This is a genomic window from Zestomonas carbonaria (assembly GCF_904061905.1).
GTDB classification, from domain to species: domain Bacteria; phylum Pseudomonadota; class Gammaproteobacteria; order Pseudomonadales; family Pseudomonadaceae; genus Aquipseudomonas; species Aquipseudomonas carbonaria.
Genome location: NZ_CAJFCI010000029.1, coordinates 75481 through 92718 on the forward strand (window position 1 = coordinate 75481; position 17238 = coordinate 92718).

A 17238-nucleotide genomic window follows, 5' to 3' on the forward strand; every position below is an offset into this window, starting at 1 on the left:
GCTGGTGGATCACCCGCCTAACTTACTACACAACGCCCAGCCCAGGCAGGCGCCGTCTGTAACCCTTTATGAGGTTTGGACCTTCGTCCAGCCCCATGCGTTTCACTCTAGTCCAGGCCGCGGAAGCCTCGCGCGAGCAGATACTGCTCGCGGGAGCGGTCGCGCGACGACAGGGGCTTGCGCATCTGCACCTTGTCGAACATCTCGCGGACCTGCTTGTGGTACTGGTCGAAGCCTTCGCCCTGGAAGATCTTGATCAGGAAGTCACCGCCGGGCCGCAATACGCGCGAAGCGAGGTCCAGCGCCAGTTCGCACAGGTACATCGCGCGCGGCTGGTCGGCCGCTCTCACTCCACTCATATTGGGGGCCATGTCGGAAATCACAAGGTCCACCGGGCGATCGCCGACCGCGTCGAGGATCCGCGCGAACACCGCATCCTCGGTGAAGTCGCCCTGGATGAAGGTGACGTCGGGGATGCTGTCCATCTCCAGGATATCGGACGCGATCAGCGTGCCCTTGTCACCGATCAAGCGACTGGTCACCTGCGACCAGCCGCCCGGCGCCGCACCGAGGTCGATCACCGTCATGCCGGGCCGCAGGATGCGGTCCTTTTCCTGGAGCTCCAGCAGCTTATAACTGGCACGCGAACGGTAGCCGTCCTTTTGCGCCATTTTGACGTAAGGGTCGTCGAAGTGCTCTTTCAGCCAGCGCGAGCTGGTTTTCGAACGGGCCAAGGGGTTACCTCGTCATTAATTGGGCGGCGCCCGGGTCACTCGGGTAAAATGGCCGCCGTTTTTTACAAGACCAGACGCAGGGGTCGGATTATGCCGCTCACTCAAGAGCAGAAGAAGCAATACAAATCTATCGGCCACCACCTGAAACCGGTATTGATCGTCGCCGAGAACGGCCTGACCGAAGGTGTGCTGGCCGAACTGGAGCGGGCCCTCAACGACCACGAGTTGATCAAGGTGCAACTGCGCCTGGCCGAGCGCGAGGATCGCCAGAACGCGATCGCCGAGCTGTGCCGGGCCAGCAAGGCGGAACTGGTACAAACCATCGGCAAGATGGCCCTGCTCTACCGCAAGAACCCCAAGCCGAACCGCAACCTGTCCAACGTCAGCCGCTACCAGGGCTGAATGGCGCCGGCTTTCCACAGGAGCGGGCCCTGCTCACGAAGCGGATGTTCGCAAGCAAGCTCGCCCCTACGGAAGCTTACCTGCCTTGCCCCGGCGGCGGCTGCAGCACCAGCAGGATGCCGCACAACGCCAGCACCAGGTAGTTGAACAGCAGCCAGCGCAAGGCTTCCGGCGCCACCGCACGCACCGCGAAATAGACCGCCGCCATCGCCAGTACGGCCAGCAGTAGCTGGCCGCGCGTATCCCGCCATATCCCCACTGGCCGTTCGGCCTGCCAGAGCACCAGCAACTGAAGCAGCGCGCAGAATGCCGTGAAGCCGACCAGCAGCGGGCGCAACAGGTTGGCGATCTCTTCGATCAGCAACGGCGCCAGACCGATCTTGTCCAGCGCCGGCAGCATCACGAAATGCAGCAACCAGAGGCCGCCGACCCAGAAAGTCTGGGCCAGTTGCCAACTGATGGCGCCCGCCTTGAGCGGCTGATGCTTAAAGGTGGCGGACTTCGACAATCTCGTACTCGATCAGGCCACTGGGCGTCTTCACCGCCACCACGTCGCCCTCTTCCTTGCCAACCAGGGCGCGGGCGATGGGCGAACTGACCGACAGCTTGCCTTTCTTGATGTCGGCTTCGTCGTCGCCAACGATCTGGTAGGTCACGGTCTCGTCGGTTTCCACGTTGGCGATGTCCACCGTGGTGCCGAAGATCACCTTGCCGCTGTGCGGGATGTTGGCGATGTCGATGATCTGCGCGTTCTGCAGGCGCCCTTCGATATCGCGGATGCGCGCCTCGACCATGCCCTGCTGCTCGCGGGCGGCATGGTACTCGGCGTTTTCCTTGAGGTCGCCCAGCTCCCGCGCCTCGGCGATGGCCTGGGTGATCTGCGGACGCAGTACGGTCTTCAGGTGTTTCAGTTCCTCTTCCAGGGCACGGGCGCCCTGGACGGTCATGGGGAATTTACTCATGCCTTGATTCCTGCATGGAGATCCTGCAGCCGGCGCACGGTCTTCTCGGGACCGAACTTGAGCGCCTCACAGATCGCCTGCCCACCAGCCAGGGTGGTGGTACAGCAGATCTTGTGCTGCAGGGCGTTACGACGAATGGAATAGGAGTCAGCGATGGACTGACGCCCTTCCGTGGTGTTGATGATCAGGGAAACCTCATCATTCTTGATCATGTCGACCACGTGCGGACGACCTTCGGTCACCTTGTTCACCCGGCGCACCGGCAGCCCGGCGGCCTCGATCATTTTCGCCGTGCCGGCGGTGGCGACGACCTCGAAGCCCAGCTCGACCAGGTCGCGAGCAACCTGGGCGACCATCGGCTTGTCGTCCTCGCGCACGCTGATGAACGCGCAGCCGGAGGTCGGCAGGATCTCGCTGGCGCCGAACTGGGCCTTGGCGAAGGCTTCGGCGAAGCTGTCGCCGACACCCATCACCTCGCCGGTGGACTTCATTTCCGGGCCGAGGATGGGGTCGACGCCGGGGAACTTGGCGAACGGGAACACCGCTTCCTTGACGCTGAAGTACGGCGGGATGATTTCCTCGGTGTAGCCGGCTTCAGCCAGGGTCTTGCCGGCCATCACGCGGGCGGCCACCTTGGCCAGCGACTCGCCGACGCACTTGGAGACGAACGGCACGGTACGCGAGGCGCGCGGGTTCACTTCGATGACGTAGATGTCTTCGCCCTGCACCGCCATCTGCACGTTCATCAGGCCGACGACGCCCAGCTCCAGGGCCATCTTCTTGACCTGCTCGCGGATCTCGTCCTGGATGTGCTGCGGCAGCGAGTACGGCGGCAGCGAGCAGGCGGAGTCACCAGAGTGCACGCCGGCCTGTTCGATGTGCTGCATGATCGCGCCGATCACCACGGTCTCGCCGTCGCACACCGCGTCGATGTCGACTTCGATGGCGCAGTTCAGGAAGCGGTCGAGCAGCACCGGGCTGTCGTTGGAGACCTTCACCGCCTCGCGCATGTAGCGCTTGAGCTCTTCTTCCTGGTAGACGATTTCCATCGCGCGGCCGCCCAGCACGTAGGACGGGCGCACCACCATCGGGTAGCCAATGCTCTTCGACAGGGCCAGGGCCTCGTCTTCGCTGCGCGCGGTGGCGTTGGCCGGCTGGCGCAGGTTGAGGCGCTGGACCATCTGCTGGAAGCGCTCGCGGTCTTCGGCGCGGTCGATGGCGTCCGGCGAGGTGCCGATGATCGGCACTCCGGCTTCCTCCAGGGCGCGGCAGAGTTTCAGCGGGGTCTGGCCGCCGTACTGGACGATCACGCCCTTCGGCTGCTCGACGCGGACGATCTCCAGCACGTCCTCCAGGGTCACCGGCTCGAAGTACAGGCGGTCGGAGGTGTCGTAGTCGGTGGAGACGGTTTCCGGGTTGCAGTTGACCATGATGGTCTCGTAGCCGTCTTCACGCATCGCCAGCGCGGCGTGCACGCAGCAGTAGTCGAACTCGATGCCCTGGCCGATGCGGTTGGGGCCGCCGCCGAGGATCATGATCTTCTCGCGGCCGGACGGGTTGGCCTCGCACTCCTCCTCGTAGGTGGAGTACATGTAGGCGGTGTCGGTGGCGAACTCGGCGGCGCAGGTGTCGACGCGCTTGTAGACCGGCAGCACCTTCAGCTTGTGGCGGTGGCTGCGCAGGTTCTTCTCGGTGACACCGAGCAGCTTGGCCAGGCGCGCATCGGAGAAGCCCTTGCGCTTGAGCTTGCGCATCAGCTCGGCGTCGATCTTCGACAGGGCCAGGGTCTTGACCTGCTCCTCGTCCTTGACCAGGTCCTCGATCTGCACCAGGAACCAGGGGTCGATCTTGGTCAGGGCGAATACGTCCTCGATGCTCTTGCCAGCGCGGAAGGCGTCAGCCACGTACCAGATGCGCTCGGCGCCCGGCACGGTCAGCTCGCGCTTGAGGGTGCTCTCGGACTCCGAATCGTTGAGGTCGAGCTTGGGATCGAAGCCGGTGGCGCCCACTTCCAGGCCGCGCAGGGCCTTCTGCACCGACTCCTGGAAGGTACGGCCGATGGCCATCACCTCGCCCACGGACTTCATCTGGGTGGTCAGGCGGGCATCGGCTTTCGGGAACTTCTCGAAGGCGAAACGCGGCACCTTGGTGACCACGTAGTCAATGGACGGCTCGAAGGACGCCGGGGTGCGGCCGCCGGTGATGTCGTTCTGCAGTTCGTCGAGGGTGTAGCCGACCGCCAGCTTGGCGGCGATCTTGGCGATCGGGAAGCCGGTGGCCTTGGAGGCCAGCGCCGAGGAACGCGACACGCGCGGGTTCATCTCGATCACCACCATGCGGCCGGTATCCGGGCAGATACCGAACTGCACGTTGGAGCCGCCGGTCTCCACGCCGATCTCGCGCAGCACCGCCAGGGAGGCGTTGCGCATGATCTGGTATTCCTTGTCGGTCAGGGTCTGCGCCGGGGCCACGGTGATCGAGTCGCCGGTGTGCACGCCCATCGGGTCGAAGTTCTCGATGGAGCAGACGATGATGCAGTTGTCCTTCTTATCGCGGACCACTTCCATCTCGTACTCTTTCCAGCCGATCAGCGATTCGTCGATCAGCAGTTCCTTGGTCGGCGACAGGTCCAGGCCACGGGCGCAGATTTCCTCGAACTCTTCGCGGTTGTAGGCAATGCCGCCGCCGGTGCCGCCCATGGTGAAGGACGGCCGGATGATGCACGGGAAGCCGACCTGGTCGAGCACGCCGTAGGCTTCTTCCATACTGTGGGCGATACCGGAGCGCGGGCACTCCAGGCCGATGGCCTTCATCGCCTTGTCGAAGCGCGAGCGGTCCTCGGCCTTGTCGATGGTGTCCGCGTTGGCGCCGATCATTTCCACACCGAACTTCTCCAGCACGCCGTGGTGCTCGAGGTCCAGGGCGCAGTTCAGCGCGGTCTGCCCGCCCATGGTCGGCAGCAGGGCGTCCGGGCGCTCCTTCTCGATGATCTTGGCGACGGTCTGCCACTTGATCGGCTCGATGTAGGTGGCGTCGGCCATGGCCGGGTCGGTCATGATGGTGGCCGGGTTGGAGTTCACCAGGATGACGCGGAAGCCTTCTTCCTTCAGGGCCTTGCAGGCCTGGGCGCCGGAGTAGTCGAACTCGCAGGCCTGGCCGATGACGATCGGGCCGGCGCCGAGGATCAGGATGCTTTTGATGTCTGTACGTTTAGGCATTTTTACTCACTCGAATCCGTAGGTCAGTCGACAGGCGTGCTTAGCGGCGCTTGGCCATGGCTTCGATGAAGCGGTCGAACAAGGGGGCGACATCGTGCGGGCCGGGGCTGGCCTCGGGGTGACCCTGGAAGCTGAAGGCGACCTTGTCGGTGCGCTCGATGCCTTGCAGGGTGCCGTCGAACAGCGACTTGTGGGTGGCGCGCAGGTTGCCCGGCAGGCTCGTCTCGTCCACGGCGAAACCGTGGTTCTGGCTGGTGATCATCACCACGCCACTGTCGAGGTCCTGCACCGGGTGGTTGGCACCGTGGTGGCCGTGGCCCATCTTCACGGTCCGGGCGCCGGAGGCCAGGGCCAGCAACTGGTGGCCGAGGCAGATGCCGAACACCGGGATGTCGGTTTCGAGGATGTCCTGGATGGCCTTGATCGCGTAGTCGCACGGCTCGGGGTCGCCAGGGCCGTTGGACAGGAACACGCCATCGGGGTTGAGCGCCAGCACTTCGCTGGCCGGGGTCTGCGCCGGCACCACGGTCAGGCGGCAGCCGCGCGCCACCAGCATGCGCAGGATGTTCAGCTTGACGCCGTAGTCGTAGGCGACCACGTGGTACTTCAGTTCCTCGGCGGGAATCTCCGGATGACTGTCGCTTTCCAGGTTCCACACGCTGGAGCGCCACTCGTAGCGCTCGGTGGCACTGACCACCCTGGCCAGGTCCATGCCTTTCAGGCCGGGGAAGCTGCGCGCCAGTTCCAGGGCTTTCTCGGGAGTGGCGTCATCGCCGGCGAGGATGCAGCCGTTCTGCGAGCCCTTCTCACGCAGGATGCGGGTCAGCCGGCGGGTATCGATGCCGGCGATGGCCACGGTACCGTTTTCCTTCAGGTAGTCCGGCAGCGACTGCTTGTTGCGCCAGTTGCTGGCCAGCAGCGGCAGGTCGCGGATGATCAGGCCGGCGGCCCAGACCTGGTTGGCTTCGGCATCCTCGGGCGTGGTGCCGGTGTTGCCGATATGCGGGTAAGTCAGGGTGACGATTTGCTGGGCATAGGAAGGGTCGGTGAGGATTTCCTGATAGCCGGTCATGGCGGTGTTGAACACCACCTCGCCGATTGTCTGGCCATCGGCACCGATGGCCTCGCCGCGAAAGATGCTGCCGTCAGCAAGGGCGAGAATGGCTGGCTTAGTCAAGAAGACCTCCCGTAATCAAGGCTTGAGGCAAACGCAGGTTGTAAAAAAGCGGGATGACGTAAGAAACCGTCACCCCGCTTTTTATCTGAATCATTCTGCGTAACTTTTAGTGGACACACTAAAGCGGGAATCATACAGGAAATGCGCTTTTTGGTCCAGTGGAAAGGGAGGCTGGACAGCATCACCCAACTGGACATCCCACTTCGTCATTCCCGCGCATGCGGGAATCCAGAGAAATGGCCATGCGTTCAACCGGGCCGCCTTTTCGTCCAGCCCTCCAGCCTCCAGCGCTCTTATCGGCTTTCCGTCAATTCAACCCAAGCACATCCTGCATGTCGTACAGCCCTGCCTCACGGCCATCCAGCCACAGCGCGGCGCGCACCGCGCCCTTGGCGAAGGTCATGCGGCTGGACGCCTTGTGGGTGATCTCCACGCGCTCGCCATCGGCGGCGAACAGCACAGTATGGTCGCCGACCACGTCGCCGGCGCGTACGGTGGCGAAGCCGATGGTCTCGCGAGCACGGGCGCCGGTCTGGCCTTCACGCCCATACACCGCGACCTTCTGCAAGTCGCGGCCCAGCGCGCTGGCCACCACCTCGCCCATGCGCAGCGCGGTGCCGGACGGTGCATCGACCTTGTGGCGGTGATGGGCCTCGATGATCTCGATATCGACGTCGTCCCCCAGCACCCGCGCCGCGGTATCCAGCAACTTGAGGCAGAGGTTGACGCCAACGCTGAAGTTGGCGGCGAAGACGATCGGGATTTCCCGGGCCGCCTCGGCGAGCCTCTGCTTTTCCTCGGCCGAAAAGCCGGTGGTGCCGATCACCATGGCCTTGCCGGTCTGGCGGCAGATTTCCAGGTTCTTCAGGGTCACCGACGGATGGGTGAAGTCGATCAGCACGTCGAACTCGTCAGCCACCTTGGCCAGGTCCGCCGACAGCGGCACGCCAATCCGTCCGATGGCCGCCAACTCGCCGGCGTCGGCGCCGACAAGAGTACTGTCCGGGCGATCCACCGCCGCGGTCAGCCCCGCGCCATCGGCATGCTGGATCGCCTCGATCAGGGTCTTGCCCATGCGCCCGGCGGCGCCCATCACTGCAATACGTCGCATAAAGTCAGCTCCAAGCTGCGAGCCTCAAGCTGCAAGTCAAACGCAACACCCTCTTGCGGCTTGAAGCTTGCAGCTTGAGGCCTCGTTCAAACATCACCGAAAAAGCGCTTCACGCCCTCGAACCAGCCACTGGCCTTGGGCGAGTGGGAAGTGTCGCCCTGCAGCGAGCCACGGAATTCCTCGAGCAGCTCGCGCTGACGCTTGGTCAGGTGCACCGGGGTCTCCACCGCGACCCGGCACATCAGGTCGCCGGGCGCGCCGCCGCGAACCGGGGCGACGCCCTTGCCGCGCAGGCGGAACAGCTTGCCGGTCTGGGTGCCCTCGGGGATTTTCAGCTTGACCCGCCCGTCCAGGGTCGGCACTTCCAGCTCGCCGCCCAGCGCTGCGTCGGCGAAGCTGATCGGCACTTCGCAATAAAGGTGCTTGCCATCGCGCTGGAAGATCGGGTGCTCACGCACGTTGACCACCACGTAGAGATCGCCGGGCGGCCCACCGTGGGTGCCGGCCTCGCCCTCGCCGGACAGGCGGATGCGGTCGCCGGTATCGACGCCCGCCGGCACCTTGACCGACAGGGTCTTGTGTTCTTCCACCCGGCCATGGCCGTGGCAGCTTCCGCAGGGGTCGGTGATCATCTTGCCGCTGCCGTGGCAGCGCGGGCAGGTCTGTTGCACCGAGAAGAAGCCCTGCTGCATGCGCACCTGGCCGATACCGCCGCAGGTGGTACAGGTGACCGGGCTGGTGCCCTTCTTGGCACCGGAACCATCGCAGGTCTTGCAGGAAACCAGGGTCGGCACGCGAATGGTCACCGAAGTGCCGCGCACCGCCTCTTCCAGATCCAGTTCCAGGGTGTAGCGCAGGTCGCTGCCGCGTTGCGCGCCACCGCGCGAGCCACCACGGCCGCCGCCGAAGAAGTCGCTGAACACATCGCCGAAGATATCGGAGAAATTCGCGCCGCCGAAACCGCCGGCGCCGCCCCCCATGTTCGGATCGACACCAGCATGGCCGTACTGATCATAGGCCGCGCGCTTGCTGGCATCGGACAGCACTTCGTAGGCTTCGTTGGCCTCCTTGAAATGGTCTTCCGAGGCCTTGTCGCCGGGATTTCGGTCAGGATGGTACTTCATCGCCAGGCGCCGGTAAGCCTTCTTCAGCTCCGCCTCGCTGGCGCCGCGCTCGACCCCGAGCACCTCGTAATAGTCACGTTTAGCCATAGCTCTGCTGCACTCTCGAATTTCGCATCATCCAGATACGCCGACGCGGGAGAAGACTCCCGCGCGGCGAATCATGCCCGCCGCGTGGCGACGGGTTGGGCGGAAGCGTGACCCTTACTTGTTGTCCTTGACCTCTTCGAACTCGGCATCGACCACGTCGTCGGCAGCACCCTTCGGCTCTTCCGCGCCCTGGGCGGCAGCGCCCGGTTGCGGCTGCTCGGCGTACATCTTCTGGGCCAGCGGAGTGGTGGCTTCGGACAGCGCGGCCATCTTGGCTTCGATGGCGGCCTTGTCGTCGCCCTTCACCGCGACTTCCAGTTCGCCCAGCACCTTCTCGATGGCGGCCTTCTCGTCGGCGGTCGCCTTGTCGCCGGCCTCGGTGAGCATCTTGCGGGTCGCGTGGACCAGCGCATCACCCTGGTTGCGGGCAGCCGCCAGCTCCTCGAACTTGCGGTCTTCCTCGGCGTTGGCCTCGGCATCGCGCACCATCTGGGCAATCTCCTCCTCGGACAGGCCGGAGTTGGCCTTGATCACGATGGACTGCTGCTTGCCGGTGGCCTTGTCCTTCGCGGACACGTGCAGGATGCCGTTGGCGTCGATGTCGAAGGTGACTTCGATCTGCGGCACACCGCGCGGCGCCGGCGGAATCTCGGCCAGGTCGAACTTGCCCAGCGACTTGTTCTGCGCGGCCTGCTTGCGCTCGCCCTGCAGCACGTGGATGGTCACGGCCGACTGGTTGTCGTCGGCGGTGGAGAACACCTGCGACTTCTTGGTCGGGATGGTGGTGTTCTTCTCGATCAGCGCGGTCATCACGCCACCCATGGTTTCGATACCCAGGGTCAGCGGGGTCACGTCGAGCAGCAGCACGTCCTTGACGTCGCCAGCCAGCACGGCGCCCTGGATGGCGGCGCCCATGGCCACGGCTTCGTCCGGGTTGACGTCCTTGCGCGGCTCCTTGCCGAAGAACTCGGCGACCTTCTGCTGCACCAGCGGCATGCGGGTCTGGCCACCGACCAGGATCACGTCATGAATGCTGCCCACGTCCAGGCCGGCGTCCTTCAGGGCGATGCGGCACGGCTCGATGGTGCGGGCGACCAGGTCCTCGACCAGGGCTTCCAGCTTGGCGCGGGAAATCTTCACGTTGAGGTGCTTCGGACCGGACGCATCGGCAGTGATGTACGGCAGGTTGACGTCGGTCTGCTGGCTGGAGGACAGCTCGATCTTGGCCTTCTCGGCGGCTTCCTTCAGGCGCTGCATGGCCAGCGGATCGCCTTTCAGGTCGATGCCGGACTCTTTCTTGAATTCGTCGACGAGGTAGTCGATCAGGCGCAGGTCGAAGTCCTCGCCACCCAGGAAGGTGTCGCCGTTGGTGGCCAGCACTTCGAACTGGTGCTCGCCGTCGACCTCGGCGATCTCGATCACCGACACGTCGAAGGTACCGCCGCCCAGGTCATAGACGATCACGGTGTGGTCGCCCTTGGCCTTGTCCATGCCATAGGCGAGCGCCGCCGCGGTCGGCTCGTTGATGATGCGCTTGACGTCCAGACCGGCGATGCGGCCGGCGTCCTTGGTGGCCTGGCGTTGGCTGTCGTTGAAGTAGGCCGGCACGGTGATGACCGCTTCGGTGACCGGCTCGCCGAGGTAGTCTTCGGCGGTCTTCTTCATCTTCTTCAGCACTTCCGCGGAAATCTGCGGAGGCGCCATCTTCTGGCCCTTCACTTCCACCCAGGCGTCACCGTTATCGGCCTTGGCGATCTTGTAGGGAACCATCTTGATGTCTTTCTGCACGACGTCTTCGTCGAAGCGGCGGCCGATCAGGCGCTTCACCGCGTACAGGGTGTTGTGCGGGTTGGTCACGGCCTGGCGCTTGGCCGACTGGCCGACCAGGATCTCGCCGTCATTGGTGTAGGCGATGATCGACGGCGTGGTGCGAGCGCCTTCGGCGTTCTCGATCACCTTGACGTTGCCGTTTTCCAGAATGGCGACACAGGAGTTGGTGGTCCCCAGGTCGATACCGATGATTTTGCCCATATTCTCTCTCCCGAAACTTGGATTTGACCGTGGCCCTGTCATCGGCCACGGCAGCAGTAATTCGCTTGGTTAAACAGATGGGGTTGACCGCGCCGTTTTCAAGCCTGCTCGTCGATCGACGGCGGCACCTGAGCCGGCGCCTTGCTGACCACGACCATGGCCGGGCGCATCAGCCTGCCGCTGAGCAGGTAGCCCTTCTGGAACACCTTGAGCACGGTATTCGGCTCGACATGGGTGCTTTCCTCCATGGCCATCGCCTGGTGGAGTTCAGGATCGAACGGCACGCCGTGCGGGTCGATGGGTTCGATCTGGTGGCGCTTGAGGGTATCGAGGAGCAGCTTGAGGGTCAGCTCCATGCCCTCGCGCACCGCCTTGACCGAGTCGTCGCTGCTGCTGGACAGCTCCAGGCCGCGCTCTAGGCTATCGACCACCGGCAGCAGGTCGCTGGCGAACTTCTCCAGGGCGAACTTGTGCGCCTTCTCGACGTCCTGCTCGGCGCGGCGGCGCACGTTCTGCATCTCGGCGGCGACGCGCAGCGATTGATCCTGGGCGGCTGCCAATTGCTCCTCAAGGGCTTGCACGCGCGCGGCCAGATCGACATCGGCGGCCGCTTCGGGCGCTTGGTTCTCTTCGATTTCCGGCGTATCCAGGTTCTGTTCGTCAGCCATCGGGTCCTCCTGTGGAATGCGGTGGCGGGCCGTGCCCGCGCTTCTGCCGGCCTATATGGGGACGATAAATCCGGGTTCAAGGGGCTGGAGGCTGGAGGCTGGAGGCTGGAGGCTGGAGGCTGGAGGCTGGACAGGGTTCTGGCCACTTCCCTGTCCGTCAAACCTTTTTCGCGGCCATGGAACTGGGCGTCCCCGCCGATCCTACGAACGCAGCCTCGATGCCGACCTGTAGGAGCGCGCCATGCGCGCGATCACCGGCAACGCCAAAGCATCGCCAGCAAGCTGGCTCCTACAACAGCGGACGAGTAGCCCGGATGAAATCCGGGAGGCTGTTTACTGGGTCCCCGCGTGCGCGAGGATGACGGTCGAGGACGAGGCTTCCACGTAGGGTGCGCCGCGCGCACCGATCCGAGTCCAACACCTACGTTTCCGGTGAACCACCCTGCCCGCGCCAGGGTAAACGGTGCACACGGCACACCCTACAAGAGCCGGGCCGCCTTTTCGTCCAGCTCTCCAGCCTCCAGCGCTCTTCCCGGCTTTTTCAAAGCTTGTGCTCCAGCGCGTAGCGGACCAGGTCGGCCACCGAGTTGGCGCCGAGCTTCTGCATCAGGCGCGCCTTGTGGGTGCTGATGGTCTTGCTGCTGAGCGCCAGCTCCTGGGCGATGTCGTTGACGCTGTCGCCTTTCACCAGGCGCTCGAACACCGAGAACTCGCGCTCGGACAACAGCGCATGGGGAGGACGCTCGTCGGTCAGGCCGACCTCGAAGACCATCCGGTCGGCCAGTTCCGGGTCAATGTAGCGGCCACCGCCAGCGACCTTGCGGATCGCCGTGAGCAGCAGCGCCGGATCGCTGTCCTTGGTGGCGTAGCCGGCCGCACCAATCTTCAGCGCGCGCGCCGCCATCTGCGTCTCGTCGTGCATCGACAGCACCAGGACCGCCGGCGGATCGTTCAGCGCGCGAATCCGTGGAATCACCTCCAGGCCGTTGACCCCGGGCATCGAGATGTCCAGCAGCACCACCTCGCAGGGTGTCTGCCGCAGGGTCTCCATCAATTGCTCGCCATTGCCGGCCTCGCCGGCCACCACCAGATCCTTGGCTAGGCCGATCAACTGCTTGATGCCCTCGCGGACGATTGTGTGGTCTTCGGCGACCAGTACACGAATCACTGGCGTGTCTCCCCTTGTCGATGCTGCGTTTCTTTTATTGGGTCCCCGCGTTCGCGGCGGCCCGCGTAGGGGGGATGACGGTGGAGCCCCGTGCAAGCGGGGCCCCAGAGAACCATTGGCGGCCCACCCTACTCCAACGGCACCCGTACCGTCAGGGTGGTGCCCTCTTCCGGCCGGCTGACGATATCCAGATGGCCGCCGAGCATCAGCACCCGCTCGCGCATGCCGACCAGGCCGAACGAGCCGCCGCCCACCGTCGCCGGATCGAAACCACGACCATCGTCGGCGATCTCCAGGACCAGGGTATCGCCATCCGGCCAGAGGCGCAGTGCGACGGTGTGTGCCTCGGCATGCCGCAACACGTTGGTCAGCGCTTCCTGAAGGATACGGAACAGGCCGATGGCCTTGGCGTCGGCCAGCACCGGCAATTGCTCGGGCACCTCCACCAGGCAGGGAATCTGCGTGCGCGCCTCGAAGCGCCGCGCCTGCCACTCGATGGCCGAAGCGATGCCGGCATCGAGGATCGGCGGGCGCAGTGCGGTAGCCACGTCGCGGACCAGTTGGAACAACTGGGCGATCAACCGCTTCATGCTGTCCAGGCGCTCCTGCAGGCCGGAGTCGAGGCTGGCATAGGCCAGCTCGCACATCGAGGTTTCCAGCTTGAGCACGGTGAGCACCTGGCCCAGTTCGTCGTGTACTTCGCGGGCGATGCGCGCCTTCTCCTCCTCGCGCACGCTCTCCAGGTGCGCCGACAACTCTCTCAGGCGCTCGCGGGAGTCGGCCAGTTCCAGTTCGATGCGCTTGTTGTCGCTGATGTCCCAGACCACGCCGTCCCACACCGTGCGCCCTTCGCCGAGGCTGCGCGCGCTGGCCTTGATGTCGGCCCAACGCTGCTCGCCGTCGCGGGTGAGGATGCGACCCTGCCAGTGCCAGTCGCGGTCGGCATCCAGCGCCGCCTGCTGGCTTGACCAGTAGCCGTCCTGGTCGTCCGGATGCACCAGGCCGCGAATGCCGCGACCGCTGTCGAGCAGTTCGGCGGCGCTGTAGCCGACCAGCGCGCCGCTGCCTTCACCGATGAAGGCGAAATCCACCGGCGCATCGGCGTACGGGCGCTCCAGGCGGAACACCAGCCCCGGCACGTTGGCGGCGATGCCCTTGAGCCGCGCCTCGCTCTCCTCCAGCGCCGCGCGGGCCCGGCGCCGCTCGGTGACGTCGGTGAGATAGACCACCAGATACTCGGCCTGGCGGAAGCGCAGGAAGCTCAAGGTCACATCCACCGGCAGACGGCTGCCGTCGGCGCGCCGGCATTCGCTCTCGAAATGCAGCGCCTCACCCTCGTTGCCACGCGCACGGCGCCACAGATTGAGCCAGCGGTCCATGTTCAGGCCGGGCTCGAATTCGCTCAGCGGCCGCTCGACCACGCCGCCGGTCTCGTAGCCCAGCATCTGTTCGGCGGTGCGGTTGGCGTAGCGCACGTGACTGTCCCAATTGACCCAGAGGATGCCGACGGTGCTCTGGTCGCTGGAGAACTGGGTCAAGCGCAACGCCTCCTCGGCCAGTTCGCGCTGCTCCAGGGTGCTGCGCACGTCCCGCAGGCGACGCTCGAGCCCCTGCAACTGGCGCCGCTGCCAGGCGATCAACAGCATGCAGACCAGCAGCAGCGTGACGAGCACCAGACTGAGGTTCTGCCACACCCCCGGCGCCTCGCTCAGGCGCGGTTGCGGCGTCGCCAGCCAGCGGTTGCGCAACTGCTCCAGCTCCTTGGCCGGCAGGGCGCGCAGGGCGCTGTCGAGGATCGGGGCCAGTTGTGGCCAGTCGCGCCGCGACGCCACCCGCAGCAGTTGCGGCAGACCGACGTCGGCGACCACCGCTAGGTCGGCGAACTCCGCCTCGCGCGATAAACGGCTGAACTGCGCCTCGTCGACCACCGCGTAGCGCGCCTGGCGGTCGAGCACCTGGCGCAGGGCCTCGCGCTCGCTCCGCACCGGTCGCAGGCGCAGGTTGCTGTAGGTGCCGCGCAGGAAATCCGCCACGCCGCTGGGGATGCGCACGGCGACCGGCTCATCGCCGCCGAGCCGCTCCAGATCGACCGCCGCGCCGACGCTGCGCTCGCCCACCAGCAGATGCGGCACACGCAAATAGGGATCGGAGAACAGCCACAGGCGCAGACCCGCCGGCGTCTGGCTGAGCCCCGGCGCGACATCCACCTGGCCTGCACGCCGCGCCGCCTCCAGCTCGGCCGTGTCGGCATAGCCATGCCATTGCAACTCCACCTGCAGTGCCCCGGCCAGCCACTCCATCAGCTCGACGTTGGCCCCGGAGAGCTTGCGCAGGCGGCGGTCTTGCTGTGCATAGGGGGCCTGCAACACCACACCGACCCGCCATTGCCGGTGCTCGGCGAGCCAGGTGCGCTGCTCGGCGCTCAGGCCGATCTCGACCGGCTCCGGCGACGCGACGGCAGCGAGCGACAGGCAGCAGCAGACGAGCAGGCACAGCCAACGGATCATGCAAGGAACCCCGGAAGACAAGGACGCTACCTTACCCCAGGGGACGCGCTCCACGCGAAGCCCCGCCTGACAAACGCCCGGCGACGCAGTAGGCTGCCCGCACCTCCACCGCTCCGGAATGCCACGATGCGCCACTGCTTCCGCTCGCGACTCCCCGCCCTGTGCCTGCTGCTCCTGCTGCCCGGCATCCAGCCCGTACTGGCCGAGGAGCCTCCGACGGACGAAGCCCCGCCGGCCGCGCCCGAACGTCCGGCCAGCGAGCGCAGCGCGGATGTCGCCGCCGTGCTGGAGCAGCGTCTGCCCGCGGATGAACAGCAGCGTCTGCAAGCCGGTGAGGAAGACTTCCTGGCGTTGTGGCGCCCGGCGAATGTCGGCGAGCCCAGCGGCGTGGTGATCCTGCTGCCCGGCGACGACGAAAGCGCCGACTGGCCGCAGGCGATCGGCCCGCTACGGCGCAAACTGCCGGACAGCGGCTGGCACACCCTGAGCCTGACCCTGCCCGATCCCCAAGACACGCTGCCGCCGCGTCCGGCCGGCAACCCGGCAACGGCGGAGGAAGCGCCCGCCGAGGCGGCGGACAGCGAAGAGCCAGCGCAAGACGGCGACACGCCAGCCGCCGACGACAACCAGCGCGAGGCCCACGCCGCCCGTGTGCTGGCGCGCATCCAGGCCGGGATCGAATTCGCCGAGAAACGACAGCCGACCAGCATCGTCCTGCTCGGCCACGGTAGCGGCACCTACTGGGCCGCCCGCTACCTGACGGACCAGCCCTCGCCGCGCATCCACAACCTGCTGCTGGTCGCCGCCCGGATGCCGGACGGCTTCGGCCCGCCGCTGGAACAGTTGATCCCCGAGCTGAAACTGGCCACCGGCGATTTCTACTACAAGGACAACCCGGCCGCCCGCGACACCGCGATCAAGCGCATGCAGGAGGCCAGGCGGCAGCGCTTGCCGGCCTACATCCAGGTGGCGATGAAAGCCCTGCCGGGCAACCCGGCGGTCGAGCAGGAACAGTTGTACCGGCGCATCAAGGGTTGGCTCACCCTGCACCTGCGGGCCAAGGCGCAGACGGCCGGAGAACCTTAGTCTTAGATCGTGGCCCCTGGAGCCACCATCAATTCCACCCCTTACCCCAGTCGGTGCCGGGATTACGCACGATGCCTGCCAGCCGCTCGGACTAACTCCCTCTCCCTCCGGGAGGGCTGGGGTGAGAGGCGAAGTGTCGCCTCGACACATACCCTGGCCGTACCCCGGACTACTCGCGCCCTAGCGGAAGCCGTGCCGCTCGCGGATCAAGCGATAGGCGTTGTGCAGTTCGCGGGTCTTTTCCGTGGCCTCGCGCACCCGCGCCGGGCTGGCACCGCTCCCGGCCAGCTTGTCCGGGTGATGCAGGCTGAGCTGACGGCGGTACGCGCGCTTGATCACCGCCGGCTCGCTGTCGGCCTGCACGCCGAGCAGGCGCAGCGCCTCCTGGTAGGCGCCTCCGCGCGCCAGCGGTTGGCCGGCTGGCTGGTAGTCGCGCCCCAGCCGCATCACCGCCTCGGCCTTCCAGCCCAGCCATTGGCCCCATTGCAGCAGCAGCTCCTGCTCACGCGGGCCGAGCCGGTTGTCCGCCCAGGCCATCCGCCAGCAGGCGCGCAGCAGTGCCTCGCCGCGCTCGCGACGGTGGCGCAGGTGGGTAAGCGGCCTGCGCAGATCGTCCTGCCCGGTCTTGCCGCGACTGAACGCCTCGATGGCCTCGCGCTGTGCCACGGCATCCAGTTGCAAGCGCTGCATCTCGCCACGCGCCAACTGGATGTGGGCCTCCTGCACCGCGCCATCGCTCTTGGCCAGGCGGCCGAGGAGGATGAACAGCAACTCGCGCTCATCGATTTCCGCCGCCGGAGCCTCCAGGGCCGAGCCACGAAGATGGGCGAGCAGGTCGCGCCAGCCACGCAGGCGCAGGCGGCGGTCCACCACCTGGCCGAGCAACGCGCCGAGCAAAGCACCGGGAATGCTCGCCAGCGCCAGCCCCGCGACGCCGCCGATCAAGGTGGCCGGCCAGAGCAT

General features: G+C 65.9%; 14 protein-coding genes. 2 read left to right on the plus strand and 12 right to left on the minus strand.

Annotation, left to right across the window (positions count from 1 at the left end):
- Positions 1-107: 107 nt before the first annotated feature.
- Entirely contained in the window at positions 108-734 is a 627-nt protein-coding gene (rlmE, locus tag PSEWESI4_RS06330) for a 23S rRNA (uridine(2552)-2'-O)-methyltransferase RlmE (protein ID WP_187670343.1), read from the minus strand.
- Between the two features lie 90 nt (positions 735-824).
- Here rlmE and yhbY point away from each other — a divergent pair, with 90 nt between their 5' ends.
- Entirely contained in the window at positions 825-1136 is a 312-nt protein-coding gene (yhbY, locus tag PSEWESI4_RS06335; RefSeq protein WP_187670344.1) for a ribosome assembly RNA-binding protein YhbY, read from the plus strand.
- 76 nt (positions 1137-1212) lie between these two features.
- Here yhbY and PSEWESI4_RS06340 read toward each other — a convergent pair whose 3' ends face one another.
- The 10 genes from PSEWESI4_RS06340 to PSEWESI4_RS06385 form a co-directional block, all read right to left on the minus strand.
- Entirely contained in the window at positions 1213-1644 is a 432-nt protein-coding gene (locus tag PSEWESI4_RS06340; protein ID WP_187670345.1) for a DUF4149 domain-containing protein, read from the minus strand.
- The gene (gene greA, locus PSEWESI4_RS06345; protein ID WP_187670346.1) at positions 1622-2098 is read right to left on the minus strand and encodes a transcription elongation factor GreA; all 477 of its coding nucleotides are present in this window, start codon (positions 2096-2098) and stop codon (positions 1622-1624) included. The genes PSEWESI4_RS06340 and greA overlap by 23 nt, the downstream gene beginning before the upstream one ends.
- A complete protein-coding gene (gene carB / locus PSEWESI4_RS06350; protein WP_187670347.1) occupies positions 2095-5316 on the minus strand; it encodes a carbamoyl-phosphate synthase large subunit in 3222 nt (1073 codons plus the stop codon). The genes greA and carB overlap by 4 nt, the downstream gene beginning before the upstream one ends.
- 40 nt (positions 5317-5356) lie before the next feature.
- Positions 5357-6493 (minus strand): glutamine-hydrolyzing carbamoyl-phosphate synthase small subunit, encoded by a 1137-nt coding sequence (carA, locus tag PSEWESI4_RS06355; protein WP_187670348.1) that lies wholly within the window; start codon positions 6491-6493, stop codon positions 5357-5359.
- Between the two features lie 307 nt (positions 6494-6800).
- Positions 6801-7604: a 4-hydroxy-tetrahydrodipicolinate reductase gene (gene dapB / locus PSEWESI4_RS06360; protein WP_187670349.1), complete on the minus strand. Its 804-nt coding sequence runs from the start codon at positions 7602-7604 to the stop codon at positions 6801-6803.
- Between the two features lie 86 nt (positions 7605-7690).
- Positions 7691-8815, minus strand: a complete 1125-nt coding sequence (dnaJ, locus tag PSEWESI4_RS06365; RefSeq protein ID WP_187670350.1) for a molecular chaperone DnaJ — start codon at positions 8813-8815, stop codon at positions 7691-7693.
- A 114-nt stretch (positions 8816-8929) separates the two neighbouring features.
- Positions 8930-10846, minus strand: coding sequence for a molecular chaperone DnaK (gene dnaK, locus PSEWESI4_RS06370; RefSeq protein ID WP_187670351.1), 1917 nt, complete (start codon positions 10844-10846; stop codon positions 8930-8932).
- A 98-nt stretch (positions 10847-10944) separates the two neighbouring features.
- A complete protein-coding gene (gene grpE / locus PSEWESI4_RS06375; RefSeq protein ID WP_187670352.1) occupies positions 10945-11514 on the minus strand; it encodes a nucleotide exchange factor GrpE in 570 nt (189 codons plus the stop codon).
- Between the two features lie 541 nt (positions 11515-12055).
- Entirely contained in the window at positions 12056-12682 is a 627-nt protein-coding gene (locus PSEWESI4_RS06380; RefSeq protein ID WP_187670353.1) for a response regulator, read from the minus strand.
- Positions 12683-12810: 128 nt separating this feature from the next.
- Complete coding sequence (locus PSEWESI4_RS06385) at positions 12811-15189, minus strand: PAS domain-containing sensor histidine kinase (RefSeq protein WP_187670354.1); 2379 nt, start codon at positions 15187-15189, stop codon at positions 12811-12813.
- Between the two features lie 126 nt (positions 15190-15315).
- Between PSEWESI4_RS06385 and PSEWESI4_RS06390 the strand changes: the two genes are divergently transcribed.
- Positions 15316-16275, plus strand: coding sequence for an alpha/beta hydrolase family protein (locus PSEWESI4_RS06390; RefSeq protein ID WP_187670355.1), 960 nt, complete (start codon positions 15316-15318; stop codon positions 16273-16275).
- A gap of 180 nt (positions 16276-16455) precedes the next feature.
- On the opposite strand, the gene PSEWESI4_RS06395 is transcribed toward PSEWESI4_RS06390, so the two are convergent.
- On the minus strand, positions 16456-17238 hold the full coding sequence (locus PSEWESI4_RS06395) for a TerB family tellurite resistance protein (protein ID WP_187670356.1): 783 nt from the start codon (positions 17236-17238) through the stop codon (positions 16456-16458).